Genomic DNA, 26173 nt, shown 5'->3' with positions numbered 1-26173 from the left:
TCCCCCCAACCCGCGCCATTCCGGTGACACAGGACAGGCTCACGCCCGCTGCGAAGCTGTCCCGCCGGCTGTCACACCTGTTCGAGCCTGGAGCCCCCGATGCGTCCACAGACCCCCCGCCCCGACGCGCCGCACGTGTCCTTCCGCAACGTGCAGAAGACCTACGACGGTGAAAAGCTCATCGTCCGTGACCTGAACCTCGACATCCGTCGCGGCGAGTTCCTGACCCTGCTCGGCCCCTCGGGCTCCGGCAAGACCACCTGCCTGATGATGCTGGCCGGCTTCGAGACCCCGACCTCGGGCGAGATCCGCCTGGGCGAGCGCGTCATCAACACCGTGCCCCCGCACAAGCGCAACATCGGCATGGTGTTCCAGAACTACGCGCTGTTCCCGCACATGACGGTGGCCGAGAACCTGCGCTTTCCGCTGGCCGTGCGCAAGCTGCCCGCCGCCGAGATCGACGCCAAGGTCAAGAAGGCGCTGGGCATGGTGCGGCTGGAGCAGTTCGCCAGCCGCTACCCGCAGCAGCTCTCGGGCGGCCAGCAGCAGCGCATCGCCCTGGCCCGCGCGCTGGTGTTCGATCCCGAACTGGTGCTGATGGACGAGCCGCTGGGCGCGCTCGACAAGCAGCTGCGCGAGCACATGCAGCTCGAGATCAAGCACATCCACCAGAACCTCGGCGTCACCGTCGTCTTCGTCACGCACGACCAGGCCGAGGCCCTGACGATGTCCGACCGCATCGCCGTGTTCGACAAGGGCGTGATCCAGCAGATCGACTCGGCCGAGACGCTGTACGAGCGCCCCGCCAACGCCTTCGTCGCCAGCTTCATCGGCGAGAACAACGCGCTCAAGGGCACGATCAGCGCCGTGCAGGGCGAGCAGTGCACCGTGACGCTGGACGGCGGCGCGCAGGTCGAGGCCCGTGTCGGCAACGTGCGCGAAACCGGCGCACGCACGCTGGTGTCCGTGCGCCCCGAACGCGCCTACCTGGTCGACGACGGCCAGCCGGCCGGCCCCAACCAGTTCTCGGCCCAGGTCAAGGAAATCATCTACCTCGGCGACCACGTGCGCGTGTGCATGGCCCTGCCCGGCCAGCCCGACATCGCCGTCAAGACCCCGATCTCGCAACTCAACCGCAGCCTGCAGGCCGGTGAGTCCGTCCGTGTGGCCCTGCCGCCCGAGCACCTGCGTGCGCTCGATGTGGCCGAAGCCGCCTGACCCCCGTTCTTTTCCTTCACCCGCAACCCACCCCGCTCCCGGAGTTCGTCCATGTCCGTCTCTTCCCGTGCGTTTTCCACCCTTGCGCTCGCTGCCGGCCTGGTTGCCGCCGGCACCGCCCAGGCCGACCTGACCGTCATCTCGTTTGGCGGCGTCAACCAGCAGGCCCAGATCAAGGCCTTCTACGAACCCTTCACCAAGTCCACCCAGATCCCGCTGGTCAAGGGCGAATACAACGGTGAGCAGGCCAAGGTCAAGGCCATGGTCGAGGCCAAGCAGGTGAGCTGGGACGTCGTCGAGGTCGAGTCGCCCGAGCTGGCCCGCGGCTGCGAAGAAGGCGTCTACGAGAAGCTGGACTACAGCAAGATCGGCAACAAGAAGGACTTCCTGCCCGCAGCCGTGACCGAATGCGGCTTCGGCTTTTTCGTGTGGTCGACCGTGATGGCCTACAACGCCGACAAGCTCAAGACCGCGCCGGTGACCTGGGCCGATTTCTGGGACGTCAAGAAGTTCCCGGGCAAGCGCGGCATGCGCAAGGGCGCCAAGTACACGCTCGAGTTCGCGCTGATGGCCGACGGCGTGGCCCCCAACGACGTTTACAAGGTGCTGGGCACCAAGGCCGGCGTGGACCGCGCCTTCAAGAAGCTCGACCAGCTCAAGGCCAACATCCAGTGGTGGGAAGCCGGTGCGCAGCCGCCGCAGCTGCTGGCCTCGGGCGACGTCGTGATGAGCACGGCCTTCAACGGCCGCATCGCCGGCGCACAGAAGGAAGGCAAGAACCTCAAGATCGTCTGGACCGGCAACATCTACGACATCGAGGCCTATGCCATCCCGAAGGGCGCGCCCAAGCGTGACCAGTCCTACAAGTTCCTGGCGGCCCTGGCCAAGCCCGAGAACCAGAAGGTCTTCTCCGGCGAGATCCCCTACGGCCCGACGCACCTGAAGGCCATGGGCCAGATCGAGCCGACGCTGGCCGCCACGCTGCCCACGGCCCCGGCCAACATGAAGACCGCCATCGCCACCAACACCGCCTTCTGGGTGGAACACGGCGAAGACCTGGAACAGCGCTTCCACGCCTGGGCCGCGAAGTAACCCCCCACCCCGGAGCCGGTCCTGCGCGGTGCAGGGCCGGCGTCTGACGAGGACATTCCCATGAGCTCGATCGCGATGGCCGACACCCCGCCCCCCGCCCTGCCGGTGCAGACCACGTCGCTCAAGGCGCAGCTGCGGCGCGCCGAACGGCTGAAGAAACTGCGCTACGGTGCCCTGATCGCCCCGCTGGCGCTGTTCCTGATCTTCACCTTTCTGTGGCCCATCATCGGGCTGCTGAACAAGGCGGTCGACAACCCCGAGGTGCACACCGCGCTGCCGGCCACCGCCAAGGCCCTGGCCGGCTGGTCGCAGCAGGGCCTGCCCGACGAGGCCGCCTTCGCCGCGCTGCAGGCCGACCTGATCCAGGCCAAGGGCAGCGAGGAACTGGCCGCCGCTGCCAAGCGCCTGAACATGGAGCGCACCGGCATGCGCTCGCTGATCATGAACAGCGCACGCAAGCTGGCCGCCGAGCCCCCCTCGGGTCCGGCCAAGGCCGCGCTGATCGAGATGGACGCCCGCTGGGGCGAGAGCGACACCTGGCAACTGGTGGCGCGCAATGCCCGCCCCCACACCGACCACTACCTGCTGACGGCGCTCGACCTGCGCCGCGATGAGGCGGGGAACATCGTCGGCGCACCGGAAGGCGAAGGCGTCTTCCTCGACGTGTTCGGCCGCACGCTGTGGATCAGCTTCGTCGTCACGCTGTGCTGCTGCGTGCTCGGCTTTCCGGTGGCCTACCTGCTGGCCCGCCTGCCTGCCCGCACCTCCAACCTGCTGATGATCTGCGTGCTGCTGCCGTTCTGGACCTCGATCCTGGTGCGCGTGGCCGCCTGGATCGTCATCCTGCAGGACGGTGGCCTGGTCAACCAGGCGCTGATGGCGCTCGGTGTGATCGACCAGCCGCTGCACCTCGTGTTCAACCGCATCGGCGTCTACATCTCGATGGTGCACATCCTGCTGCCCTTCATGATCCTGCCGCTCTACAGCGTGATGAAGGGCATTTCGCCGGTCTACCTGCGCGCGGCCGTGTCGCTGGGTTGCCCGCCGTTCAAGAGCTTCTGGAAGGTCTACTTCCCGATGACGGTGCCCGGCCTGGCGGCCGGCGGCATCCTGGTCTTCATCCTGTCCATCGGCTACTACATCACCCCGGCGCTGCTGGGCGGGCCGAAGGAGCAGATGGTGAGCTACTTCGTCGCCTTCTACACGAACGAGACCATCAACTGGGGCATGGCCGCGGCGCTGTCCGCCCTGCTGCTGGTGGCCATCTCGGTGCTCTACACCGTCTACAACCGGCTGGTCGGCAACACCACGTTTGCCGCCAAGTCCCGCTGACCCGAAAGGCCCACACCATGCTGCCTGCCTACGCCTCCCGCGTCGAACAACTGTGGCACGTGACCCTGCGGGTGATCGTGGCCGCCGTGCTGCTCTTCCTCGTCGCCCCGCTGCTCGTCATCGTGCCGTTGTCCTTCAACGCCGATTCCTTCCTGCTCTACCCCATGACCGGCTTCTCGCTGCGCTGGTATGAAGAGCTGATGACCTCGGGCACCTGGACGCACGCCTTCCGCAACAGCCTGATCGTCGCCCCGCTGGCCACGCTGCTGGCCATGGTGCTGGGCACGATGGCCGCCATCGGCCTGACGCGCATCGACTTCCCCGGCAAGTCCGTGCTCACGGCCATCCTGATCTCGCCGATGGTGGTGCCGGTGGTCATCGTCGGCGTGGCCACCTACCTGTTCTTCGCCCCCATCGGCCTGACAGGCAACTTCTTCGGCCTGGTCATCGTGCATGCGGCACTCGGCGTGCCCTTCGTGGTCACCACGGTGAGCGCCACGCTCCAGGGCTTCGACATGAACCTGGTGCGCGCCGCGGCCAGCCTGGGCGCCAGCCCGCTCTACACCTTCTTCAAGGTGACCCTGCCGCTGGTGGCCCCGGGCGTGATCTCGGGCGGGCTGTTCGCCTTCGGCACCTCGTTCGACGAGGTGGTGGTGACGCTGTTCCTGGCCAGCCCCGAGCAGACCACGCTGCCGCGCCAGATGTTTGCCGGCATCCGCGAAAACATCAGCCCGGCCATTGCCGCCGTGGCGACCATCCTCACGGTGATGTCCGTGCTGATGCTGCTCACGCTCGAGTGGCTGCGCGGCCGCAACGCCGCCGCACGCGGCACCTGAGCCCCCGCCCCCTCTGAAAAGAAAACAAGGCAGCCGACGGTCCGGTCGACTGCCTTGAAGCAGCACGCCTGTCGGCGCCAACCGGCAGGCGTGTCGGTGAAACGCACCCATCCCAGACCTTGCCGGGCGCACGGTGGGTGCCTTGTTCTGGAGCAACCATGAAGCATACACGTCTGGCTGCCGCGCTCGCGCTGGCGGTCCCCTTCTCCCTGCCTGCCCATGCCGACGAGCTGTCGGACCTGCGCGCTACAGTCCAGAAGCTGCTGGCCAAGGTCGAGCAGCTCGAGGCTCAACAGATGAGCCAGAAGGCCGCCGCCGCTGCGCCCGTGGCTGCGGCACCTGCCTACACCGGCGCGCCCGCCCCGGCCGGTTTCATCCCCGTGCCCGGCACCTCGACCGCGGTCAAGCTGGGCGGCTATGTGCAGCTCGACGGCGCCCTCGACATCAAGGGTGACCAGGGCCGTGGCGTGAGCCTGTCCGACCTGCCGCTGGACGGCAGCGCCGGGGCCAGCCGCCGCAACACCAGCACGCTGAGCGCACGCACCACCCGCCTGAACGTGCAGACCGTGACCGACACGGCTGGCGGCCCGCTCAAGACCCGCATCGAATACGACTTCTTCACCAGCGACGGCTCGGAAACCTACACGAACTCGGCACGCCCCCGCCTGCGCCACGCCTTTGGTGAATACGGCCGCTGGCTGGCCGGCCAGACCTGGTCCACCTTCATGGACCTCGATTCGGTTGGCGACACGCTCGAGTTCAACGGCCCGACCGGCCAGTCCTTCATCCGCCAGGCCCAGCTGCGCTACACGCTGCCACTCGCCACGGGCAACCTGGCCCTGGCCATCGAGAACCCGCAAACCGACGTGCGCGACGCCAGCGGCAACGCCGTGGCGCAGGACCGCCTGCCCGACCTGATCGCCCGCTGGACGCAGACTGGCCCCTGGGGCCACGTGGCCGTGCGCGGCCTGGCCCGCGACCTGCGCGCCGAAGACGGCACCGGCCACCGCCAGGCCGACACACTGGGCTGGGGCCTGGGCCTGTCGGGCAGCCTGAAGCTGGGCGCGGCCACCACGGGCCTGTACCAGCTGAACGTCGGCAAGGGCATCGGCCGTTACATCCAGGACGCCAACGCCGCCGTCGCCTACGACGCCACCCGCGTGAAACTCTCGGCCGAGAAGGCCGTGGGCGGCGTCATCGGCGTGCAGCACGCCTGGAACGACGCGCTGCGCAGCCACCTGATGTGGGGCTTCACGCGCATGGACAACGGCGCCGGCTTCGGCGACGTGGCCAGCCTGAACACGCGCACCAACCAGGCCTACGCCAACCTGATCTGGACCGCCACGAAGGGCCTGGACCTGGGCGTGGAGTACGGCTGGGGCAACCGCCGCACCGAAGCCGGTGACAAGGGCGACATGAGCCGCCTGCAAGGCTCGGTGCGCTACAGCTTCTGACCGGAGCCCCCCTGTGCGCCCCGTCTCATCCCCCCAGCCGGGCGGCCACCTGCCGCGCCAGCACCGCGAAGGCGGGCGGGATGGCCTCGGGGCGCACGCAGGCATAGCCCAGCAGCAGCCCGCGGGGCGCACGGGCCGGGTCGGCGTGGTAACGGCTCAAGGGCCGCACCGCCACGCCGGCCGCCAGCGCATCCCGGGCCAGGGCCACATCGTCCACATGGTCGGGCAGCGCCAGCACCAGGTGCAGCCCGGCATCGTCCCCGCGCACGGCCAGCGTGTCGCCGAAGTGCTGGCGGATGGCCTCGAGCAGCGCCTGCCGACGCTCGTGATAGAGCCCGCGCATGCGCCGGATGTGCGAACCCAGGTGCCCCTGCTCGATGAAATCGGCGAGCGTCGCCTGCTGCCACGCCTGCCCTTCGCGGTACAGCGCGGCCGAGCCCAGTGCAAAGCGTTCGGCCAGCGCCGGCGGCACCACCAGGTACCCGAGCCGCAGCCCCGGAAACAGCACCTTGCTGAGGCTGCCCACATAGATCACCCGGCCCGCGTCGTCGAGACCCTGCAGGGCCGGCAACGGACGGGTGCCATAGCGGAACTCGCTGTCGTAGTCGTCTTCGATGATCCAGCTGCCATGCGTGCGCGCGTAGGCCAGCAGGGCCTGCCGGCGCGCCAGGCTCATCACCATGCCCAGCGGATACTGGTGCGACGGCGTGACCAGGATGGCGCGCGGCACCGGATGCGGCCCGCCGTCCTGCCAGGCCAGCCCCTCGGCGTCCACCGGCACGGGCACGATGCGCGCCTCCAGCGAGGCCAGGCTGCTGCGCAGGCCCCAGTAGCACGGGTCTTCCAGCCACACGTGCTCGCCGGGCGAGGCCAGCAGCCGCAGCGTCAGGTCGATGGACTGGTGGCTGCCGGTGGTGAGGATCAGCTGCTCGGGCTCGCACACCACCGAACGCGCCGTGCGCAGGTGCGCGGCCAGGGCCTCGCGCAGGCGCGGCAGTCCGCCGCCCGGCGCATAGCTCAGCAGCTCGGGCTCCGGGTGGCGCCAGCGCCGGTTCTCCAGCCGCATCCAGGTGCGCGCCGGAAACTCCGTCACATCGGGCACACCGGGCATGAAGGCCCCCCACTGCCGGGTGGACACGCTGGCCGCGGCCAGCAGCGCCTCGCCGCGGGGCGACAACTGCGCGGCGCCGTTCGCATCGGCCACCTCGGCCCCGGCTGCACCCCCGGGCTCGGCACCGGCACCCCGGCCCCGCGCAGACCGTGCCCGGTTGGGCGCCGGCAGGCGCTCGGCCGACAGGTCGGCCACCACCGTGCCGCTGCCCTGGCGGCTCACCACACAGCCCTCCACCGCGAGCTGCTCGTACACGTCGATCACGGTGTTGCGGGCAATGCCCAGCTCCTGCGCCAGCAGGCGCGACGACGGCAGGCGCGTGTGCGCCGGCAGCTCGCCACTGATCACCGCCTGCCTCAGCAGCTGCTGCAGCTGGCGGTAGACCGGCTCAGACCCATCGCGACGCAGACGCTGCTGCAGCCAGTCGGACAAGGCCGTCGTCTTCATCGCAAAGTGGCTCCATCAAAAACACAAAAGTGGACCTTAATCATAGATCCATAACACCCTAACCTTCACACCACTCCCTCTTCATCTGTCACACCATGTCCAGCACGAACTTCCAGCTCCAGCCCGCTTTCTTTGACGGCCCCAACGCCGACTGGGTCGCCCGCAAGAACGCCGCCACGCCGCGTGGTGTGGCCGTGGCCCAGACCTTCTACGCCGCCCGTGCACGCAACGCCGAGCTGTGGGACATCGAAGGCCGCCGCTACATCGACTTCGGCAGCGGCATCGCCGTGCTCAACACCGGCCACTGCCATCCCAAGATCGTCGAGGCCGTCAAGCAGCAGCTTGACCGCTTCACGCACACCGCCTTCCAGGTCGTGCCCTATCCCAGCTACGTGGCCCTGGCTGAAGAGATCAACCGCCGCACGCCGGGCAACTTCGCCAAGAAGACCACCTTCTTCACGACCGGCGCCGAAGCCGTCGAGAACGCCATCAAGATCGCCCGCGCCTCGACCGGCCGCCCGGGCGTGATCGCCTTCAACGGCGGCTTCCACGGCCGCACCTTCCTGGGCATGGCGCTGACCGGCAAGGTCGTGCCCTACAAGCGCGGCTTCGGCCCCTTCCCGGGCGAGGTCTACCACGCGCCCTTCCCCTACCCGCTGCACGGCATCACCACCGCCGATGCGCTGAAGACCGTCGAAGCCCTGTTCAAGGCCGACATCGACCCGAAGCGCGTGGCGGCCTTCATCTTCGAGCCCGTGCAGGGTGAAGGCGGCTTCGTGCCTGCCCCGGCCGACTTCGTCGCCGGCCTGCGTCGCATCGCCGACGAACACGGCATCCTGCTGATCGCCGACGAGATCCAGACGGGCTTTGCCCGCACCGGCACGCTGTTCGCCACGCACCAGTACGACACCCCGGTCGACCTGACCACCTTCGCCAAGAGCCTGGCCGGCGGCCTGCCGCTGTCGGGCGTGTGCGGCCGTGCCGAGGTGATGGACGCCGCCGAGCCGGGCGGCCTGGGCGGCACCTACGCCGGCAACCCGCTGGCCGTGGCCGCAGCCCATGCCGTGCTCGACATCATCGACAGCGAAGGCCTGAACGCCCGCGCCACCGTGCTGGGCGATCGCCTCAAGCAGCGCCTGAGCCAGCTGCAGCCCGACGCCCCGCAGATCGCCGAAGTGCGCGGCCCGGGCTCGATGGTGGCCGTCGAGTTCCACAACCCCGCTACCGGCGAGCCGGATGCCGCCTTCACCAAGCGCGTGCAGACCGAGGCCCTGGCCCGCGGCCTGATGCTGCTGGTGTGCGGCGTGTACGGCAACGTCATCCGCTTCCTGCACCCGCTGACGATCGAGGACACCGTGTTCAACGAAGGCCTCGACATCCTGCAAAGCGCCATCCTGGCCGCCAAGGCCTGATCGCACCTACGCCACGCACACACAGGATCACCGCATGAGCTTCCTGAAAGACCCGAGCCTGCTGCGCGACCGCGCCTGGCTGAACGGCCAGTGGGCGGCCGCCGACAACGGCGAGACCTTCCCCGTGGACAACCCGGCCACCGGCGAGCACGTCGGCGTGGTGCCCCGCATGGGCGCCGCCGAAACCGAACGTGCCATCGACGCGGCCAACGCCGCCTGGCCCGCCTGGCGTGCGCTCACGGCCAAGGCCCGCGCGGCGCTGCTGCAGGCCTGGCTGCAGCAGATCCAGCAGCATGCCGAAGACCTCGCCGTGCTGATGACGGTCGAGCAGGGCAAGCCCCTGGCCGAAGCCCGCGGTGAAGTGGCGTATGCCGCCTCGTTCATCGAGTGGTTTGCCGAAGAGGCCAAGCGCCTGTACGGCGAGACCATCCCGAGCCCGCTGGCCGACCGCCGCCTGCTCGTGCTGCGTGAGCCCATCGGCGTGTGCGCCGCGATCACGCCGTGGAACTTCCCGCTGGCCATGATCACCCGCAAGGTGGCCCCGGCCCTGGCCGCCGGTTGCCCCATCATCGTCAAGCCGGCCGAGTCGACCCCGCTGTCGGCGCTGGCCCTGGCCGTGCTGGCCGAACGCGCCGGCATCCCCGGTGGCGTGCTGCAGGTGCTGACGGGCGACCCGCGCGCCATCGGCGGCGCGCTCACCACCAGCCCGGTGGTGCGCAAGCTCAGCTTCACCGGCTCGACCGAAGTGGGCCGCCTGCTCTATGCCCAATCGGCCCCGACGATCAAGAAGCTCTCGCTGGAACTCGGTGGCAACGCGCCCTTCATCGTGTTCGACGACGCCGACCTCGACGCCGCCGTGCAGGGCGCCATGGCCTCGAAGTTCCGCAACGCCGGCCAGACCTGCGTGTGCGCCAACCGCCTGTATGTGCACGACAAGGTCTATGACGCCTTCACCGCGAAGCTGGTCGAGGCCGTCCAGGGACTGAAGGTCGGCAACGGCCTGGAGCCCGGCGTGACGCAGGGCCCGCTGATCGACCGCGCCGCGCTGGCCAAGGTCGAGGACCACATCGACGACGCCGTGACCCGCGGCGCCCGCGTGCTGACCGGCGGCCGCCGTGCCGACCTGGGCAAGACCTTCTTCGAGCCCACGGTGCTGGCCGATGTGCCGGCCGACGCCAAGGTGGCCCGCGAAGAGACCTTCGGCCCGCTGGCCCCCGTCTTCCGCTTCCACACCGATGAGGAAGTGATCACCCTGGCCAACAACACCGAGTTCGGCCTGGCCAGCTACTTCTTCAGCCGCGACGTCGGCCGCATCTTCCGTGTGGCCGAGGCCTTGGAGTACGGCATGGTCGGGGTCAACACCGGCATGATTTCCAACGAGGTCGCGCCCTTCGGCGGCGTGAAGCAATCGGGCCTGGGCCGCGAAGGCTCGCGCCACGGCATCGAAGACTACCTGGTGACGAAGTACGTGGCGCTGGCCGGCCTGTGAGGATCACACCATGAGCGACCTCTCCTACGTCAACCCCGGGCCGGAAAGCGCCTGGGGCACCTACCTGGCTCAGGTGGACCGCGTGCTGCCCTACCTCGGCTCGCTGTCGCGCTGGGCCGAGACCCTCAAGCGCCCGAAGCGCGCGCTGATCGTCGACGTGCCCATCGAGATGGACGACGGCACGGTGCGCCACTTCGAGGGCTACCGCGTGCAGCACAACCTCAGCCGTGGCCCCGGCAAGGGCGGCGTGCGCTACCACCCCGACGTCACCCTGGAAGAGGTGATGGCGCTGTCGGCCTGGATGACGGTGAAGAACGCCGCCGTCAACCTGCCGTATGGCGGCGCCAAGGGCGGCATCCGCGTCGATCCGCGCTCGCTGACCCGCAAGGAGCTCGAGCGCGTCACCCGCCGCTACACCAGCGAGATCGGCATCATCATCGGCCCGCAGCAGGACATCCCGGCGCCCGACGTGAACACCAACAGCCAGGTCATGGCGTGGATGATGGACACCTACTCGGTGAACGTCGGCGCCACGTCGACCGGCGTGGTGACCGGCAAGCCGCTGGACCTGGGTGGCTCGCTGGGCCGCGTGAAGGCCACGGGCCGTGGCGTGTTCGTCACCGGGCGTGAGGCCGCCCGACGGCTGGGCCTGCCGCTCGAAGGCGCGCGCATCGCCGTGCAGGGCTTCGGCAACGTCGGCAGCGTGGCCGCCGAGCTGTTTGCCCAGGCCGGCGCGCGCGTCGTGGCGGTGCAGGACCACAGCGGCACGGTGTACGCACCGGGTGGGCTGGACGTGGGCGCACTGCAGGCCCACGTGCGCCACACCGGCGGCGTGGCCGGCTGGCACGGCGCCGAGCCGCTGCCCGCCGAGCAGTTCTGGGACGTGCCCTGCGACATCCTGATCCCCGCTGCGCTGGAAGGCCAGATCACCGCCGAGCGCGCGAACCGCCTGCATGCCCGCCTGGTGCTCGAAGGCGCCAACGGCCCCACGGTGCCGGCGGCCGACGACGTGCTGCGCGAGCGCAATGTGCTGGTCGTGCCCGACGTGATCTGCAACGCCGGCGGCGTGACGGTGTCCTACTTCGAGTGGGTGCAGGACTTCTCGAGCTTCTTCTGGACGGAAGACGAAATCAACGCCCGCCTCGACAAGATCGTCGGCGACGCGCTGGCCACCATCTGGGACCGCGCCGACCTGCACCGCATCCCGCTGCGCACCGCGGCCTTCGCGGTGGCCTGCGAGCGCATCCTCAGCGCCCGACAGGAGCGGGGTCTTTACCCCTGAGCCACCAGGGCGCTCGAGGGCTCAATCGGCACCCAGCCGCTCGGCCGTCCAGCGCAGCAAGTCCAGCCACATCTGCCGCACCTCCGCGTCCTGCGGGGTGCGCAGCGCGCTGGGCAGCTCGATGGTCACCACCGGCACCTTCTTGTGCACGCCGCCGTAGTTGCCCAGGCTGCCCGGGAAGATGCCGACCTGATCCAGGTACAGCCGCCCCAGGCGCTTGGGCGGCACGGTGGGCCCGTCGAAATCCAGCACACCATACGGCGCATGCACGGACACGATCAGGTCCGGCTTCCAGCGCGCCATCTCGTCGTGCACCCAGCGGCTTTCCGGCTCGGACAGCGGGGTGCGGCCCGGAAAGCGGCGGGGGTCTTTGCCCGTGCGCTTGTGCCAGTAGTGCGTCGCTTCCTTGTCCCAGCCGGGGGTGGGGAAATTGCGGTTCAGATCCACACCGTTCGCGTTGGTGCGCGTCGGGGCGGCTTTCAGCATGCCGTCGGGGTTGACCAGCGGCACGAAGCGCCAGTGGATGTTCGACGGCGTCTCGACCGCCGAGCGGATCCAGTGCAGCACCAGCGAGGTCGACGAGGGCTCGTCACCGTGGATGCCACCAATCACGAGCACACGCAGCCGGGCATTCGGCGACACGACGTCGCGCTGGAGCAGCGCACTGCCCTGCACCGAACGCCCCGGCCCCGGCGCCAGTTCGGCCTCCTGACAGAGCGCCAGGCTCACGCTGGGCAAGCGCTTGACGGCCATGTTGCAGAAGTTGCGCGCGGTCAGGGGCGCGGCCGCAGCCGGGGCCGCCAGCACACCGGCCACCAGCAGGGCGGCACCCGCCAGGCTCATCCAGGATCTCGACACCATCATGGCCGAGATCATGCCGCAAACCGGCACGGCCCCCCCTACCTCAACGCGCCAGCGACTTCAGTGCCAGCTTGATGCCGTCGCTCACCGACACATCGGCCGGCAGCTGCTTGAGGGCCGCCTGGGCTTCCTTGTCCGAGTAGCCCAGCGCGATCAGCGCCTGCTGGATGTCCCCCTGCGCGTCGCTGCCCGCGGTCCAGTCGGGTGCCGTCAGGGCCGGCGCCAGCTTGCCCTTGAGCTCCAGCAGCAGGCGCTCGGCGGTCTTCTTGCCGATGCCCGGCACCTTCACCAGCCGGCCGGCCTCCTGTGCCGCCACGGCGCTGGCCAGCTCTTCGGTACTCAGCCCAGACAGCAGCGCCAGCGCGATGCGCGGGCCGACGCCGCTGATCTTGATGAGCTCGCGAAACGACTCGCGCTCGCCGGCCGTGAGGAAGCCGAACAGCAGCTGCGCGTCCTCACGCACGATGAACTGCGTCAGCAACGTCACCTTGGCGCCCAGCTCGGGCAGGTTGTAGAAGGTGCTCATCGGCACCTGCACTTCGTAGCCCACGCCGTGCACGTCGACGAGGACGTAGGGCGGGGACTTGCCGGCGAGTTCACCAACGAGGCGGGCAATCATGGGCAGCAGGGTTCAGTTCGGACCGGCCCGGACGCCGGCTTCAAAGACAAAGCGGCGCGAGCCCGCCAGGGGCCGCGCCGCCAGGAAGAAGAGACCGCTTCAGCGTCGGAACAGGCCCAGGCGCTGCGCTTCCAGCGCGGCCTCGGCCCGCGACGACACGTTGAGCTTGCGGTAGATCTGCTTGACGTAGTCGGCGATCGTGTGGCGCGACAGGTTCAGTTGCTGGCCGATTTCGGGCAGCGTGAAGCCCTTGGCGACCCGCAGCAGCACCTCGTTCTCGCGCTCGGTGAGCTGCACGTGCGGCGTCACGGTGTCGATCGGGTGGGCCGGCTGCAGGCGGGCCTGGGCCGTGAAGTACTGGATCACGCGGCGCGCAATCGACGGCGACAGCGGCGGCTCGCCCTGGCTGATGCGGTGCAGCTGCTCCGACAGTTGCTCACGCGACTGCTCCTTCAGCAAGTAGCCGAAGGCGCCGGCCTGCAGGGCCGGAAACAGATGGTCATCATCATCATGGATGGTGACCACCACAGACTGGGCATCCGGCTGCTTCTCGCGCAGGGCCTGCACCACCTCCACGCCCGAGCCGTCCGGCAGGCCGAGGTCGATCATGGCAACGTCGAAGCGCACGGCATTGACCAGCTCCAGCGCGTCGTGAATGCGGGCGCTTTCGTTGATCTGCGCGCCAGGGAAAACCTGGAGTGCCAGGGTCTTGAGCCAGGCTCGGATCTCCGGCAGGTCTTCCAGGAGAAGGATTTGCTTCATGACGGGGGTCCTCACGTCGATCGGTTGGGGCGCTCAATGCGGAGGCGCATTGCTACGCATGCTAGCAGCGCTGCCCGGCATCGACATGCCGGCGGCGCGAACTTGTTGCAGTGTGGCCATTTCCAGCGGCAAGGTGAGACGGATCACCGTCCCGAAGCCCGGCCCGGACTCCACCAGGCACTGCCCGCTGAGCTGCTTGGCGCGGTGCTTCATGCTGGTCATGCCGTGGCCACGGTCCAGTCGGCCGTCGAGCTCCAGCGGGATGCCCTTGCCATTGTCCTGGATCACCAGCAGGAACTCGCGGCGTTCGAGCTGCACGTCGGCGGCAATCACCACGTGCGAGGCGGCACTGTGCTTGATCACGTTACTCACGGCCTCGCGCAGGATGCGGGTGGTCTGCACGTAGGTGCGCGACGACAGCGGCTCTTCGACGATCTCGTTGGGGTTGCGCCATTCGCATTCGATGCCGGCCTGCCCCAGCCGGGAGACGACCTCGGCACGCCAGTCGGCCAGTGCGTCGGACAGCACCATGGGCCGCCCCGTCAGGCCGCGCACCGACAGGCGCATTTCTTCCAGCGCCTCGCGCGCCAGCGTGGAGATGCGGTCGTTGTCCGAGGTGTGGACGATGGTCAGCAGCTTGGCGCCCAGGTCGTCGTGCAGGTCGGAGGCAATGCGCTTGCGCTCCTTCTCGGCAATCTGCTCGACCCGCAGCTCGGCGATCTGGTTGAAGTTGCGCTCGATCTCGACGCTGATCTCGTGCACGCGGCGCTCCAGCTGCTGGCGGGCGCCCTCTGCCGTCTGCAGCGCACGGGCATACACCTGGATCAGGCGCACGGCCACCGCCCCGTACAGCAGCGGCATCACGAAGTGGGTGACATGGATGCCCCACAGCCGCAACAGCCCGGCCTGGTAGGACAGCTCGATGCCCAGCACCGCCGCCACCACACCCAGCGCCACGCACATCAGCCAGAACTCGGCGCGGCGGCCCTTGCCCGCCTCCCACAGGAAGTAGGCGATGGCGGCAAAGATCTCGAGCGAGAACACGACATACCAGAGCCGCGCGCCCAGGAAGAGGTGGTCCACCCCCAGCAGCAGCAGGCTGGCCGGCATGAGCACGCACTGGGCCCACAGCACCGCGTTGACGCGGCCGCCCTGCTGCGGCGAGCCCGAGCGCACGCCGTGCCCGGCATAGCCGAGCAGAAACTTGACGGCAAAGGCCGCCATCGGCGCGAACATCATCGCGATCAGCACCTCCTGCGCGGCGTTCGGCATGGGCACGTCCAGCGGAAAAAGCCGACCGGTCATCAGCGCCCAGCCCAGCGTCAGCAAGCCGAAATGCACCAGGTAGCCCAGCTTGCGCACCCAGGCCAGGCCCAGCGCAAACAGGCCCAGTACGGCGAGCAGCCCGCCCAGCACCTGCGCGATGGTGCTGGTCCAGAAGGTCTGCTGATCGGCCAGCTGGCGGATTTCCTGCAGCGGGCCCACCCGCACGGCCGCCAGGCCACCGGCGCGCTGGCGGGCCGTCACCCGCTCGACCGGGTAGCCCACCACCTTGATGTCCAGCGCGTTCTCGGTCGGCTTGAGCAGGCTCACGGGCAGCGGCACCAGGTGGGTGCGGTAGCAGTTGCGGGTGTAGGGGTCGGTCATGCGGCCGCCGCGCCAGACCAGCTCGCCATTGAGGTGCACCTCGACGTTGGAGCAAGCCCGCTCGATGTAGACCGCCTGCAGCGGGTCAGCGCCGGACGGCACCTGATCGAAGCGGAAGCGGTACCAGACGCCGCCCTGATAGCCGGGCCGGCTGGCAGCCCACTCGTCCGGGAGCGCCTGCATGCGGCCGGGCGCCAGCGCCGGGAACTGGGGCGCATCGCTTGCGACGGACCAGGCCTCGTCCAGGCTGCGCACGCCGTCCTTGGCCGACACGACGCCAGGGTGGCTGATTCGGACAGCCTCGCGGTTGAGGGCCAGCATGGCGTAAGCTGCCACCGTGGCGAGCATCAGGCCGAGCACGCCCAGCCAGGCGAGTCGGCGCCATGACAGCGTGGACACGGTGGGGGACGCCCCCTCTTCAACAGAGACAGCCGACTCGGTCAACCCGGCCTTCCGGCCCTGGGCCCAGGACTGCCACCAACGATGCAACATGCTCAAGGACAACTCCAAAGCCCCGCCACTTCCAGACAGAAGCGGCACAAGGGCTGATTTTCGCAAGATAAGTCACACCTGAAACCACCCGGCAGGCGACAATTTGCCGCCTTTCTTCGGAATCCAGCGCCTCCATGCTCCTGCGACACAGCTTTTCTCCTCCGGACAACGCCCGACTGGCCCACCTGTGCGGTCCGCTGGACGAACACCTGCGCAGCATCGAGGCCGCCTTCGGCGTGACGGTGAACCGCCGTGCCGAGCAGTTCCGCATCGAAGGGGCCCGGGGTGCGCCCAAGATCGTGGCCGAACTGCTGGACGCGCTCTACGCCCGCGCCGACCGGCCGCTGGGTGCCGAGTTGGTTCAGCTCGCCATCACCTCGAGCCTCTCACAGCTTCAGCGTGCCCGTGCCCCCCGCAAGGGCGATACCCCGACAGACGAGGTGACACCGCTGCCCGACGAGTCGGCCGAGGGCCCCGTGCTGCACACGCGCCGCGCCGACCTGCATGGTCGCACGCCCAATCAGGTGGGCTACCTGCGCAGCATCCTGTCGCACGACCTGAGCTTCGGCATCGGGCCGGCCGGCACGGGCAAGACCTTTCTGGCCGTCGCCTGCGCGGTGGATGCGCTTGAGCGCAGCGCCGTGCAACGCATCATCCTGACGCGCCCGGCGGTCGAGGCCGGCGAACGGCTCGGCTTCCTGCCGGGCGACCTGACCCAGAAGGTCGACCCCTATCTGCGCCCGCTGTACGACGCGCTGTACGACCTGATGGGCTTTGACCGCGTCGGCAAGGCCTTCGAGAAGGGCCTGATCGAGATCGCGCCGCTGGCCTTCATGCGCGGCCGCACACTGAACCACGCCTTCATCATCCTCGATGAGGCCCAGAACACCACGCCCGAGCAGATGAAGATGTTCCTCACCCGCATCGGCTTCGGCTCGCGCGCGGTGGTGACAGGTGACGTCAGCCAGATCGACCTGCCACGCGGCGCCAAGAGCGGCCTGATCGAGGCCGAGCGCATCCTCAAGCGGGTGCGCGGCGTGTCGTTCACGCGCTTCACGGCGGCCGATGTGGTGCGCCACCCGCTGGTGGCGCGCATCGTCGAGGCCTACGAGGCGGCGCAGGCGAGCGAGCCGGCCGCGCCCCCCACCGCCGCCCGCCCGACCGACACGCCATCCGCCTGAGCCGGCCGCCCTTCAGCACGCCACTGCCTTTCCTTTCCCGGTTGTTGCCCTTTCTCGCATGAAGCCTTCCCTGAGCCTGAGCCTGCAGTTCGCCGACAAGCGCCACCGCGACCTCCTCCCCCGCCACAAGGTGGCCCGCTGGCTCAAGGCCGCGCTGGAAGGCGACGCCGAGCTGGCGGTGCGCATCGTGGATGCCGACGAGGGGCAGGCGCTCAACCGCGACTACCGCCAGAAGGACTACGCCACCAACGTGCTGACCTTCGACTACGCGGTTGAGCCCGTGGTGATGGCCGACCTCATCCTGTGCGCCCCGGTAATCGAGCGCGAGGCCGAGGAACAGGGCAAGACGCTGGAGGCGCACTACGCGCACATGCTGGTGCACGGCGCGCTGCATGCGCAGGGCTGGGACCACATCGAAGAGGACGAGGCTCAGGCCATGGAAGCGCGCGAGCGCGAGGTGATGGCGGCGCTCGGCTTTGCCGACCCGTATGGCGCGGAAGCCTGAACGACAGGGGCAGACATGGGTGAGTTGTACGAAGACATGTTCGAGCTGGCGCCGGTGTCGCTCTGGCTCGAGGACTACAGCGCGCTCAAGCAGCTGTTCGACCGCTGGCGCGCCGAGGGCGTCGAGGACCTGCGTGCCCACCTGAGCGGGCACCCCGAGCGCACCGCCGAATGCGCCGCCGCGATCCGCCTGCTGCGCGTGAACCGCCACACCCTGGACCTTTATGGCGCCGCCGACCTGGCCGAGCTGTCAGCCAACCTGCACCGCGTGTTCCGCGACGACATGCTGCACAACTTCGTGTGGGAGCTGGAGCAGCTGTGGTCGGGCCAGACTCACTTTCGCAGCCAGACGGTGAACTACACGCTGCACGGCGAGCGGCTGGCCATCACGCTGCGCGCCAACGTGCTGCCCGGCCACGAGGCCACCTGGAGCCGCGTGCTGCTGGCCATCGAGGACGTGACCGAGCGCACCCGCGGCGAGCAGGCCCTGCGCCGCAGCGAGCTGTACGCCAAGGGGCTGTTCGAGCATTCGCCCGTGTCGTTGTGGGTGGAAGACTTCAGCGGTGTGCGCAAGCTGCTCGACGAGGTCCGCCGGCAGGACATCGAGGACTTCCGCGTCTTCCTCGACGTGCACCCCGACTTCGTCCTGCGCTGCATGCAGGAGATCCGCGTGCTCGACGTCAACCAGCAGACGCTGGAGATGTTCCGGGCGCCGGACAAGACGACGCTGCTGGGCCGGCTCGACGAGGTGTTCCGCGGGGACATGCGGCCGCACTTTGCCGAGCAGCTGATCGAGCTGTGGCACGGCCGGCTGTTCCAGCAGCGCGAGGTGGTGAACTACGCGCTCGACGGCGAAAAGCTCCATGTGTATTTGCAGTTCTCGGTGCTGCCCGGGCACGAGGACAGCTGGGACCAGGTGCTGGTGTCGCTGACCGACATCAGCGCCCGCAAGAAGGCCGAGGCCTATCTGGAGTACCTGGGCCAGCACGACGCCCTGACGGGACTGCGCAATCGAGGCTTCTTCATGGACGAGCTGGCGCGCATCGAACGGCGCGGGCCCTGGCCCGTCAGCGTCATCGTGCTCGACCTCAACGACCTCAAGCAGACGAACGACGAGTTCGGGCACGCGGGCGGCGATGCGCTGCTGCGCCGGCTGGGCGAGGTGCTGCGCAAGGCGGTGGAGCGGCCGGCCACCGCCTCACGGCTGGGCGGTGACGAGTTCGCCATTCTGCTGCCCGGCGCCGACGCGCGGCAGGCCGAGTTCACCGTGGAGCAGGTGCATGAGCTGCTGGCCCTGAACAACCAGTATCACGCGGGGCACACGCTGAGCGTGTCGATCGGCCACGCGACCAGCCAGGATGGCGAGCGGATGGAGGCGCTGCTGCACCGGGCCGATCAGGCCATGTACGAGGCCAAGCGCCGTCACTATGTGCGGCTGGGACACGACCGGCGGGCCATGGCCGATCGGCGGTCGACCTGAGCGGCCCGCCACCGGGCCGCTGAGTCTCAGGCGGCTTTGAGGCCGCTCAGAAAGCCTGTGGCGCCACCATCGTGCAGGCAGCGGGGCTTCCACTGGCCCACGCGTTTCGCGATCTCGGCGATGTGGTCGGGCGTGGTGCCGCAGCAGCCGCCGGCGATGTTGAGGAAGCCGGCCTTCGCGAACTCCTCGACCAGGCCGCCAGTGATCTCGGGCGTCTCGTCGAAGCCCGTGTCGCTCATCGGGTTGGGCAGGCCGGCGTTCGGGTAGCAGCTCACATACGTGTCGCCGGCGATCTTGGCCAGCTCCTCGATGTAGGGGCGCATCAGCGTGGCACCCAGCGCGCAGTTCAGGCCGATGGCCAGCGGGTGGGCGTGGCGCACCGAGTGCCAGAAGGCGCTGACGGTCTGCCCCGACAGGATGCGGCCGGAGGCGTCGGTCACGGTGCCCGAGATGATGATGGGCAGGCGCTCGCCGGTGTCCTCGAACAGCTCGTCGATGGCAAAGATGGCGGCCTTGGCATTGAGCGTGTCGAAGATGGTCTCGACCAGGAAGACGTCACAGCCGCCTTCCATCAGGGCCTTGGCCTGCTCGTAGTAGGCCTGACGCAGCGTGTCGAAGTCGACGTTGCGGGCGCCCGGGTCGTTCACGTCGGGGCTGATGCTGGCGGTCTTCGGCGTCGGGCCGATGGCGCCCGCCACGAAACGCGGCTTGTCGGGCGTGCTGTACTTGTCGCAGGCCTCACGCGCCATGCGGGCGGCCACGAGGTTCATCTCGTAGGCCAGCTCGGGCAGCTCGTAGTCGTCCTGGGCCACGGTGGTGGCGCCGAAGGTGTTGGTCTCGATCAGGTCGGCACCGGCGGCCAGGTACTGCTCGTGGATCTCGCGGATGACGTCGGGCTTGGTCAGCTGCAGCAGCTCGTTGTTGCCCTTGAGATCCTTGCCGTGCTCGGCAAAGCGGGTGCCACGGTAGTCGGCCTCGGTCAGCTTGTAGCGCTGGATCATGGTGCCCATGGCGCCGTCGAGCACCACGATGCGCTGGCGCATGATCTCGGGCAGCTGCGCGGCGCGGGTGTAGGGACGGCGTTCGACGGGCTCGCGGGCAGCGGCCGCGGCGTTTCGGGCGGGCGTGTTCATCCGGTCATTTTAGAGAGTTGCGCTGCCCCTTGCCCTCGCGCAGGATGGGCGTCGCCTGCAAACCCCACAATCCCGCACATGGACAAGGACATCGACAAGCCGCTGGATGGATGGCGCCTGCGCCTCTACACCATCATCTTTGAAGCCGACACGGTGGCAGGCCGCCGCTTCGACCAGGCCCTGATCGGGCTGATCCTGCTGAGCGTCACGGTGGTGGTGCTCGACAGCGTGGCGACGCTGCAGGAGCGGGCCGGCACGCTGTTCGACGTGCTCGAGTGGCTGTTCACGCTCATCTTCACCGCCGAGTACGTGCTGCGCTTGCTGTGTGTGCGTCGGCCGGTCACATATGCGCTGAGCTTCTACGGCATCATCGACCTGGTGTCGGTGCTGCCGACCTACATGGCGCTGCTGGTGCCCGAAGCGCATTTCTTCATCGACGTGCGCATCCTGCGGCTGATGCGGGTGTTCCGGATCTTCAAGCTGACCGGCTACGTCTCGGAGTACAACGCGCTGGGCCGCGCGCTGGTGGCCAGCCGGCGCAAGATCATGGTCTTCCTGTCCTTCGTGCTGATGGTGGTCCTCATCATGGGCACGGTGATGTACGTGGTGGAGGGCCCCGCGAACGGCTACACCAGCATCCCGACGGCCATGTACTGGGCCGTGACGACGATGACGACGGTGGGCTTCGGCGACATCACACCCAAGACGGACCTCGGGCGCCTGATCTCGTCGCTGATGATGATTCTGGGCTGGGGGGTGCTGGCGGTGCCGACCGGCATCGTGACGACCGAGCTGGCCATGCAGCGGCCCACGTTCGGCCGCCCCACCACACGCACCTGCCAGCGCTGCCTGACGGAGGGACACCCGCCCGAGGCCAACTACTGCCTGCGCTGCGGCGCCGAGCTGCCCGAGTGGCAGCATGACTGACGGCCGATTCAGCGGGTGACGCGGCCGGGCACGGGGTGGCTCGGCGGGTCGATCTCGTCGGCGTTGAACACCGAATCCCGGAAGGTGGGCCGGTTGGCGGGCACCTCGTCGCTCAGGGCCCACAGCTGCAGGTGCGTGGCTGGCATGGGGCGCGCGAACAGAAAGCCCTGCATCTGGTCGCAGCCCAGCTGCTTGAGGATGTCCTGCTGGGCCACGGTCTCGACGCCTTCGGCCACCACCTCCAGCCCCAGCGCATGCGAGAGCTTGATGACGGCCTTGACGATGGCCCGCGCATCCGACTGGCTGCCCAGGTCCTGCACGAAGCTGCGGTCGATCTTGATCTGGCTGGCCGGCAGCTTGCGCAGGTAGCTCAGGCTGGAGTAGCCGGTGCCGAAGTCGTCGATGGACAGCGCGACCCCGGTGACGGCCAGGCGCTCGAAGATGCGCAGCGTGGCGCTGGGGTCTTCCATCGCGGCGCTTTCGGTGAGCTCGAAGGTGATGAGGTCGGGCGGCACGCCGTGGCGCGACAGGATCTCGCCCACGCGTTCGACCAGATCCGGCTGGCGCAGCTGGTGCACCGACACGTTGATGGCCACGCGCATGCTCAGCCCGGCGCCGCGCCACGACTGGATCTGTCGCGCGGCTTCGTCGATGACCCACTGGCCCAGTGCACCGATGAGACCGAAGCGCTCGGCCACCGGAATGAACACCACGGGGCTCACCGCCCCGCGCTGTGGATGCTGCCAGCGCAGCAAGGCCTCGACGCCGGCAATCTGGCCGCTCGCGCTGTCTATCTTGGGCTGGTAGTGCAGCGACAGGCCCTGACCGGTCTCGAGCGCGGCCCGCAAGTCACGCTGCAATTCGACGGCGGCCTCGGCGTCGTGGTCCATGCCCGGCTCGTAGAAACAGTGCATGTTGCCGCCGGCCCGCTTGGCGGCCAGCATCGCGGCGTCGGCCCGGGCGATCAGGCGGGCGCGGGGGCCGTGGTCCGGGTAGAGCACGATGCCGACGGAACACGACACCCGCACCTCGCGTCCGGCGAGCTGGTAGGGGCGCTCGAGGCTCGCACGCACGCGTTCGGCCACCAGCGCGGCCGCCCCGGCGTCGGGGTCGCCATCGAGCAGCACGAGGAATTCATCGCCGCCCAGGCGGGCCACGGTGTCGGTGCTGCGGCCGTGCTCACTGAGCCGGCGGCCGACTTCGCGCAGCAGCGCATCGCCCACACCATGACCAAATGAGTCGTTCACTGGTTTGAAGCCATCGATGTCGATGTAGAGCAGACCCAGGCGGCGCTGGCGGGCTTCGGCACGCAGCACGGCCGAGGCCAGCAGGTCTTCCAGCATCAGGCGCGTGCCCAGCCCGGTGAGCGGGTCGGTCACGCGCTGGCTGGCCGTGGCGTCGGCCACCGGGCTCCAGCCGGTCAGGCCGGCGCCCGCCGCGGGTGCCGGGGCGGGCGCCGCAGCCGGGGTGGCCTCACCCTGCGATGCACGGCGCCGGGCGGCGGTGCGCGAATCCAGGTCGCGCAGCTGCTGCCACCAGCGCAGGCCGGCCACAAGAGCGAGCGTGCCCAGGATGCCGGCCAGCAGCCACCACCAGGGCGACACGGCCTGCAGATCGGTCTCCATCAATTCACCATCTCCAGTTGGGACCAGGCGCTGGGCACGGCCTGGTCCGCATGTTCATTGTGGACTGCAAATCGAGACACGCTTCCGGGATCGCGTTGCCGCAGCCAGTTCAGGAGGTCCGCGCCCGACATGGGACGCGCATACAGGAACCCTTGCAACTCGTCACAGTCCAGGTCACGCAGGATCGCCGCCTGCGCCTCGGTTTCCACGCCTTCGGCCACCACGGTCATCCCCAGGGCATGGGCCAGGCGCACGACGGCGCCGGCAATCGCCTGGGCGTCGTGGCTCGTGTCCAGGTCGCGCACGAAGCTGCGGTCGACCTTGAGCTGCCGCGCCGGCAGGCGGCGCAGGTAGCTGAGGCTGGAATAGCCAGTGCCGAAGTCGTCGATGGACAGCTGCACGCCGATGGCGTCGAGCATGTCGAACACGCGGATCGACGCATCCACATCGTCCATGGCCACGGATTCGGTGATCTCGAGGATGAGCATGCGCGCCGGCACGCGGTGGCGCCGCAGCACCTCGCGCACGCAGGCTTCGAGGTCGTGCTGGCGCAACTGGTGCGCCGACAGGTTGACGGCCACCGGCACGTCGGCGCCGGCCTCGTGCCACAGGCGCACCTGGCGGCAGGCCGCGTCCAGCACCCACTGCCCGAGTTCGCCGATCAGGCCGAAGCGCTCGGCCACCGGGATGAACACCGCCGGGCTCACGGCGCCGTGCACCGGGTGCTGCCAGCGCAGCAGGGCTTCCACGCCGGCCAGCATGCCGTCGGCCGCGCGCAGCTTGGGCTGGAAGTGGAGCGCGAGCTGTCCGCGCTCGATCGCGTGGCGCAGCTCGCGCTGCAACTCCACCTGGTCCGTGCCATCCAGGTCCATGCCGTGCCGGTACACGCAGTAGGCGTTGCCGCCGGCACGGCGCACGGTCAGCATGGCATCGGCCGCGTGCGCCATGAGCTGGGCCACCGAGGCGCTGGCGGGGTGCCGCGCCACACCCACCGAGCAGGTCAGGCGGATGTCCTGGTCGTCGACCTGGCACGGCGCGCGCATGGCCTCGACCAGCCGCTGCGCCACGTGGGCCAGGCGAACCTCGTCGTGCCAGCCGCGGCACAGCAGGAGGAACTCGTCGGCGTCGGTGCGGCCCACCACGTCGTGCTCGCGCACCAGGCCACCCAGTCGCCAGGCCAGCTGGCGCAGCACGAGGTCACCGAAGGCGTCGCCGTAGCGCTCGGTGAGGTCGCGGAAACCGTCCAGGCCGATGCGCAACACCGCGGGCGGGTCGATGGCCGCGCCTGGGCCTTCCAGCATCTCGGCCAGCCTCTGCTCGAAGGCCTGGCGCTTGTAAAGGCCGGTGAGCGCGTCGCGCTGCACGGCCTGGTCGAGCGCCTCGCTGGCGTCGTCGAGGTGGCGGCGCAGTTCTTCCCGCATGCGGTGGGCGCGGGCATCCAGCACGGCCGCCACGTGCACCAGCACGCACACCACCAGGGCCACGGCCGGCAACAGCCACAGCAGCGTCGCCCCCGACAGCTGCCCGACGCTGAGGCAGCGGGCCTCTTCGGGCACACCGGCAGCCGACACCATCAACGCCTGGCCGAAGCGGAAGGCCGTCCCCAGCACCAGCGCGACCACCACGTCGGCCTGCAAGGGCAGTGCGCGGCGCACCATGTCCCGCACACTGGGCGCCAGCACCGTGCCGGTGAACAAGGTCACGCTCAGTGAGGCGGCCACCAGCGCAGGCGACCACTGCACCCCGGGGGCCAGCACTCGGGACTCGACGGCGGTGGCCGCCACCACGGCCAGCCCGCCTGCCATCACCAGCCCGCCAACCAGTCTCACCCACGGGCGGGGCGCACGGCGTGCATACAAGGCAATCGTGAGCGCGCTGACCGTGACGGCCGGCAGCCAGGACACCAGCACCAGCACGGGCACGTAGCCGACTTCGATGGGCAGGCGTTCGGCCACCAGGCCGAGCAGGCTGACAGCCCAGATGCCCGTGCCCGCAGCCAGCGAGCCCACCAGGCCCCAGGCCAGCGCGGCGTCGCGGTCGGCCGCCTGAACGCGGCGAACCACCTGTCCCTGCAGGTAGACCAGGTAGACCGCGAGCAGCCAGGCTGCCAGATGGGCAAGACCGTCGTGCTCGACGGCCATGAGGGTGGGAGACATGCGCCTTTCCTGCCGGCGGGGCCCTCGACATGAGGGCGCTCCTGCGCCGGGCGGATGGCTCACAGACACATCCGTGATCGTTTATCGGCAAGCATGTCGGCAACTTGAGCCCGGGGGCCCGTTGCCGGATTCGGACGCGGCGCGTCCCGGGGGGGTCAGTGCATCACGACCGGCTGCTGCGCCATGCCGGCATAGCGCTCCAGGTAGGCGTCGAACTCCTCGACGCTCGGTGCGCTCTCGATCAGGGCCTCGACGCCCTCCTTGAACGACTCGGCCAGCGCCCCCTCGATGAAGATCTCCTTGCGGGCGAACTTGTCGACGATCTCGAAGCCACCGCGGGTCAGCGTCGCGGTGGCATCGGCCGGGACGGCGGCATCGCCGGGCAGCTCGATCTGCACGACGGCGTAGCTGTCTGAGTTGTAAAGCATGTGCATGAGCGGGTACTCCAGGGCCCCAGGGGCCTCACCGCGACACGTGGGGGCACGCGTCCAGACTGCAAGGCCATCATGATCGGAGCATCGGTTGCGTCACTCCCCGACTTGAGTGCTCGCTTCCCCCTGTGGGCAGGGAGCGTGGCCGAATGCACGCACACGGCTCACCCCGGCCGGGATGAGCGGGCGACTCAGCCGCGCATGGCGCGACGCTTGAGCCACCGCATCAATCCGCCGAGCACGGGCAGCTTCTCGTACAGTTCTTCGGCCGCGTCCCAGTAGTCGCGGTGGTCGGCAATCAACCCGTGGGCATCGAAACGCAGGTGGGTGGCCCCCCGGACCACCTGCCAGACGGTGTCGCCCTTGAAGCGGAAGCGGAAATCCCAGGTGAGGAAGGCCTGGTTGCCCTGCGCCAGCCGATCGCGCACGACGAAGTGCGGCGTGTCGAGCGCGCGGAACATGTGGGCAAACACCGCCTCGATCTCGAGCAGGCCCTCGACCTCGTTGAACGGGTCCTTGAAGCCGGCGTCCACAGCGTAGATGCGGTCAAGATGCCCCAGGTCCTGGGCCTTGAGGCCTTCGAAGAAGGCGACAACCCGGGGCAACGCCTGCTGGGCGACGCTGCCGGGCGGGGTGGGCAGAGGGGTCACGCTCATGTCGGTGTCGGCCATGGGGCGGCAAG

At 69.1% G+C, this 26173-nt stretch carries 22 protein-coding genes; 12 read left to right on the top strand and 10 right to left on the bottom strand.

The features are described from left to right. The first annotated feature begins 99 nt into the window (after positions 1–99). The 5 genes from Q0Z44_RS10655 (at position 100) to Q0Z44_RS10635 (ending at position 5932) form a co-directional block, all read left to right on the top strand. Positions 100–1218: an ABC transporter ATP-binding protein gene (locus tag Q0Z44_RS10655; RefSeq protein ID WP_298012459.1), complete on the top strand. Its 1119-nt coding sequence runs from the start codon at positions 100–102 to the stop codon at positions 1216–1218. 51 nt (positions 1219–1269) lie between these two features. After that, positions 1270–2310, top strand: coding sequence for an ABC transporter substrate-binding protein (locus tag Q0Z44_RS10650; protein WP_298012457.1), 1041 nt, complete (start codon positions 1270–1272; stop codon positions 2308–2310). Positions 2311–2370: 60 nt separating this feature from the next. Beyond that, complete coding sequence (locus Q0Z44_RS10645) at positions 2371–3642, top strand: ABC transporter permease (RefSeq protein WP_298012455.1); 1272 nt, start codon at positions 2371–2373, stop codon at positions 3640–3642. A gap of 17 nt (positions 3643–3659) precedes the next feature. After that, positions 3660–4478, top strand: a complete 819-nt coding sequence (locus Q0Z44_RS10640) for an ABC transporter permease (RefSeq protein ID WP_109037914.1) — start codon at positions 3660–3662, stop codon at positions 4476–4478. Positions 4479–4636: 158 nt separating this feature from the next. Further along, the gene (locus Q0Z44_RS10635; RefSeq protein ID WP_298012452.1) at positions 4637–5932 is read left to right on the top strand and encodes a DcaP family trimeric outer membrane transporter; all 1296 of its coding nucleotides are present in this window, start codon (positions 4637–4639) and stop codon (positions 5930–5932) included. A 25-nt stretch (positions 5933–5957) separates the two neighbouring features. Here the strand turns inward: Q0Z44_RS10635 and Q0Z44_RS10630 are convergent, their stop codons facing one another. Further along, positions 5958–7490 carry a PLP-dependent aminotransferase family protein gene (locus Q0Z44_RS10630; RefSeq protein ID WP_298012448.1) on the bottom strand — a complete coding sequence of 511 codons (1533 nt, stop codon included), beginning with the start codon at positions 7488–7490 and terminating at the stop codon, positions 5958–5960. A 95-nt stretch (positions 7491–7585) separates the two neighbouring features. Here Q0Z44_RS10630 and gabT point away from each other — a divergent pair, with 95 nt between their 5' ends. The 3 genes from gabT to Q0Z44_RS10615 are packed head-to-tail and all read left to right on the top strand — an operon-like array spanning position 7586 to position 11673. Next, entirely contained in the window at positions 7586–8902 is a 1317-nt protein-coding gene (gabT, locus tag Q0Z44_RS10625) for a 4-aminobutyrate--2-oxoglutarate transaminase (protein ID WP_294639308.1), read from the top strand. A gap of 34 nt (positions 8903–8936) precedes the next feature. After that, a complete protein-coding gene (locus tag Q0Z44_RS10620; protein WP_298012446.1) occupies positions 8937–10391 on the top strand; it encodes an NAD-dependent succinate-semialdehyde dehydrogenase in 1455 nt (484 codons plus the stop codon). Between the two features lie 10 nt (positions 10392–10401). Beyond that, the gene (locus tag Q0Z44_RS10615) at positions 10402–11673 is read left to right on the top strand and encodes a Glu/Leu/Phe/Val dehydrogenase (protein WP_298012444.1); all 1272 of its coding nucleotides are present in this window, start codon (positions 10402–10404) and stop codon (positions 11671–11673) included. A gap of 21 nt (positions 11674–11694) precedes the next feature. Here Q0Z44_RS10615 and Q0Z44_RS10610 read toward each other — a convergent pair whose 3' ends face one another. The 4 genes from Q0Z44_RS10610 to Q0Z44_RS10595 form a co-directional block, all read right to left on the bottom strand. Beyond that, the gene (locus Q0Z44_RS10610) at positions 11695–12537 is read right to left on the bottom strand and encodes a M14 family murein peptide amidase A (protein ID WP_298012442.1); all 843 of its coding nucleotides are present in this window, start codon (positions 12535–12537) and stop codon (positions 11695–11697) included. 40 nt (positions 12538–12577) lie between these two features. After that, positions 12578–13153 carry a Holliday junction branch migration protein RuvA gene (ruvA, locus tag Q0Z44_RS10605; protein WP_298012438.1) on the bottom strand — a complete coding sequence of 192 codons (576 nt, stop codon included), beginning with the start codon at positions 13151–13153 and terminating at the stop codon, positions 12578–12580. 99 nt (positions 13154–13252) lie between these two features. After that, positions 13253–13915 carry a response regulator transcription factor gene (locus tag Q0Z44_RS10600; RefSeq protein ID WP_109037927.1) on the bottom strand — a complete coding sequence of 221 codons (663 nt, stop codon included), beginning with the start codon at positions 13913–13915 and terminating at the stop codon, positions 13253–13255. Between the two features lie 33 nt (positions 13916–13948). Next, positions 13949–16054 (bottom strand): ATP-binding protein, encoded by a 2106-nt coding sequence (locus Q0Z44_RS10595; protein WP_298012482.1) that lies wholly within the window; start codon positions 16052–16054, stop codon positions 13949–13951. A 134-nt stretch (positions 16055–16188) separates the two neighbouring features. Here Q0Z44_RS10595 and Q0Z44_RS10590 point away from each other — a divergent pair, with 134 nt between their 5' ends. Genes Q0Z44_RS10590 through Q0Z44_RS10580 form a run of 3 tightly spaced genes read left to right on the top strand, consistent with a single transcriptional unit; the run spans position 16189 to position 19219 of the window. After that, a complete protein-coding gene (locus tag Q0Z44_RS10590) occupies positions 16189–17235 on the top strand; it encodes a PhoH family protein (RefSeq protein ID WP_298012432.1) in 1047 nt (348 codons plus the stop codon). 58 nt (positions 17236–17293) lie between these two features. Beyond that, complete coding sequence (ybeY, locus tag Q0Z44_RS10585) at positions 17294–17740, top strand: rRNA maturation RNase YbeY (protein WP_298012430.1); 447 nt, start codon at positions 17294–17296, stop codon at positions 17738–17740. Between the two features lie 15 nt (positions 17741–17755). Further along, entirely contained in the window at positions 17756–19219 is a 1464-nt protein-coding gene (locus Q0Z44_RS10580) for a GGDEF domain-containing protein (RefSeq protein WP_298012427.1), read from the top strand. 26 nt (positions 19220–19245) lie between these two features. Here Q0Z44_RS10580 and Q0Z44_RS10575 read toward each other — a convergent pair whose 3' ends face one another. Continuing rightward, positions 19246–20352 (bottom strand): homocysteine S-methyltransferase family protein, encoded by a 1107-nt coding sequence (locus tag Q0Z44_RS10575; RefSeq protein ID WP_298012425.1) that lies wholly within the window; start codon positions 20350–20352, stop codon positions 19246–19248. A gap of 78 nt (positions 20353–20430) precedes the next feature. Here Q0Z44_RS10575 and Q0Z44_RS10570 point away from each other — a divergent pair, with 78 nt between their 5' ends. Next, complete coding sequence (locus Q0Z44_RS10570) at positions 20431–21279, top strand: ion transporter (protein ID WP_298012422.1); 849 nt, start codon at positions 20431–20433, stop codon at positions 21277–21279. 8 nt (positions 21280–21287) lie between these two features. On the opposite strand, the gene Q0Z44_RS10565 is transcribed toward Q0Z44_RS10570, so the two are convergent. The 4 genes from Q0Z44_RS10565 to Q0Z44_RS10550 all read right to left on the bottom strand — a co-directional run bounded on the left by Q0Z44_RS10565 (position 21288) and on the right by Q0Z44_RS10550 (position 26147). Beyond that, positions 21288–22904, bottom strand: coding sequence for an EAL domain-containing protein (locus tag Q0Z44_RS10565; protein ID WP_298012419.1), 1617 nt, complete (start codon positions 22902–22904; stop codon positions 21288–21290). Next, positions 22904–25060, bottom strand: a complete 2157-nt coding sequence (locus Q0Z44_RS10560; protein ID WP_298012416.1) for an EAL domain-containing protein — start codon at positions 25058–25060, stop codon at positions 22904–22906. The genes Q0Z44_RS10565 and Q0Z44_RS10560 overlap by 1 nt, the downstream gene beginning before the upstream one ends. 155 nt (positions 25061–25215) lie before the next feature. Beyond that, positions 25216–25494, bottom strand: coding sequence for a DUF3567 domain-containing protein (locus tag Q0Z44_RS10555; protein ID WP_298012413.1), 279 nt, complete (start codon positions 25492–25494; stop codon positions 25216–25218). Positions 25495–25682: 188 nt separating this feature from the next. After that, positions 25683–26147, bottom strand: a complete 465-nt coding sequence (locus tag Q0Z44_RS10550; protein ID WP_298012480.1) for a nuclear transport factor 2 family protein — start codon at positions 26145–26147, stop codon at positions 25683–25685. Between the last annotated feature and the right edge of the window lie 26 nt (positions 26148–26173).

The organism is uncultured Aquabacterium sp., assembly GCF_947366995.1.
Lineage (GTDB): Bacteria > Pseudomonadota > Gammaproteobacteria > Burkholderiales > Burkholderiaceae_C > Aquabacterium.
The sequence above is the reverse complement of the archived record's forward strand: the minus strand, read 5'-3'. Positions and strand labels throughout refer to the sequence as shown.

Coding starts and splice junctions, on each gene's coding strand:
- Q0Z44_RS10630 (WP_298012448.1), bottom strand. CDS start 7,490: ATGAAGACGACGGCCTTGTCCGACTGGCTGCAGCAGCGTCTGCGTCGC.
- Q0Z44_RS10555 (WP_298012413.1), bottom strand. CDS start 25,494: ATGCACATGCTTTACAACTCAGACAGCTACGCCGTCGTGCAGATCGAG.
- ruvA (WP_298012438.1), bottom strand. CDS start 13,153: ATGATTGCCCGCCTCGTTGGTGAACTCGCCGGCAAGTCCCCGCCCTAC.
- Q0Z44_RS10645 (WP_298012455.1), top strand. CDS start 2,371: ATGAGCTCGATCGCGATGGCCGACACCCCGCCCCCCGCCCTGCCGGTG.
- Q0Z44_RS10620 (WP_298012446.1), top strand. CDS start 8,937: ATGAGCTTCCTGAAAGACCCGAGCCTGCTGCGCGACCGCGCCTGGCTG.
- Q0Z44_RS10565 (WP_298012419.1), bottom strand. CDS start 22,904: ATGGAGACCGATCTGCAGGCCGTGTCGCCCTGGTGGTGGCTGCTGGCC.
- Q0Z44_RS10600 (WP_109037927.1), bottom strand. CDS start 13,915: ATGAAGCAAATCCTTCTCCTGGAAGACCTGCCGGAGATCCGAGCCTGG.
- Q0Z44_RS10655 (WP_298012459.1), top strand. CDS start 100: ATGCGTCCACAGACCCCCCGCCCCGACGCGCCGCACGTGTCCTTCCGC.
- Q0Z44_RS10610 (WP_298012442.1), bottom strand. CDS start 12,537: ATGATGGTGTCGAGATCCTGGATGAGCCTGGCGGGTGCCGCCCTGCTG.
- Q0Z44_RS10590 (WP_298012432.1), top strand. CDS start 16,189: ATGCTCCTGCGACACAGCTTTTCTCCTCCGGACAACGCCCGACTGGCC.
- Q0Z44_RS10580 (WP_298012427.1), top strand. CDS start 17,756: ATGGGTGAGTTGTACGAAGACATGTTCGAGCTGGCGCCGGTGTCGCTC.
- Q0Z44_RS10570 (WP_298012422.1), top strand. CDS start 20,431: ATGGACAAGGACATCGACAAGCCGCTGGATGGATGGCGCCTGCGCCTC.
- Q0Z44_RS10550 (WP_298012480.1), bottom strand. CDS start 26,147: ATGAGCGTGACCCCTCTGCCCACCCCGCCCGGCAGCGTCGCCCAGCAG.
- Q0Z44_RS10615 (WP_298012444.1), top strand. CDS start 10,402: ATGAGCGACCTCTCCTACGTCAACCCCGGGCCGGAAAGCGCCTGGGGC.
- Q0Z44_RS10635 (WP_298012452.1), top strand. CDS start 4,637: ATGAAGCATACACGTCTGGCTGCCGCGCTCGCGCTGGCGGTCCCCTTC.
- Q0Z44_RS10650 (WP_298012457.1), top strand. CDS start 1,270: ATGTCCGTCTCTTCCCGTGCGTTTTCCACCCTTGCGCTCGCTGCCGGC.
- Q0Z44_RS10575 (WP_298012425.1), bottom strand. CDS start 20,352: ATGAACACGCCCGCCCGAAACGCCGCGGCCGCTGCCCGCGAGCCCGTC.
- Q0Z44_RS10640 (WP_109037914.1), top strand. CDS start 3,660: ATGCTGCCTGCCTACGCCTCCCGCGTCGAACAACTGTGGCACGTGACC.
- ybeY (WP_298012430.1), top strand. CDS start 17,294: ATGAAGCCTTCCCTGAGCCTGAGCCTGCAGTTCGCCGACAAGCGCCAC.
- Q0Z44_RS10560 (WP_298012416.1), bottom strand. CDS start 25,060: ATGTCTCCCACCCTCATGGCCGTCGAGCACGACGGTCTTGCCCATCTG.
- Q0Z44_RS10595 (WP_298012482.1), bottom strand. CDS start 16,054: ATGTTGCATCGTTGGTGGCAGTCCTGGGCCCAGGGCCGGAAGGCCGGG.
- gabT (WP_294639308.1), top strand. CDS start 7,586: ATGTCCAGCACGAACTTCCAGCTCCAGCCCGCTTTCTTTGACGGCCCC.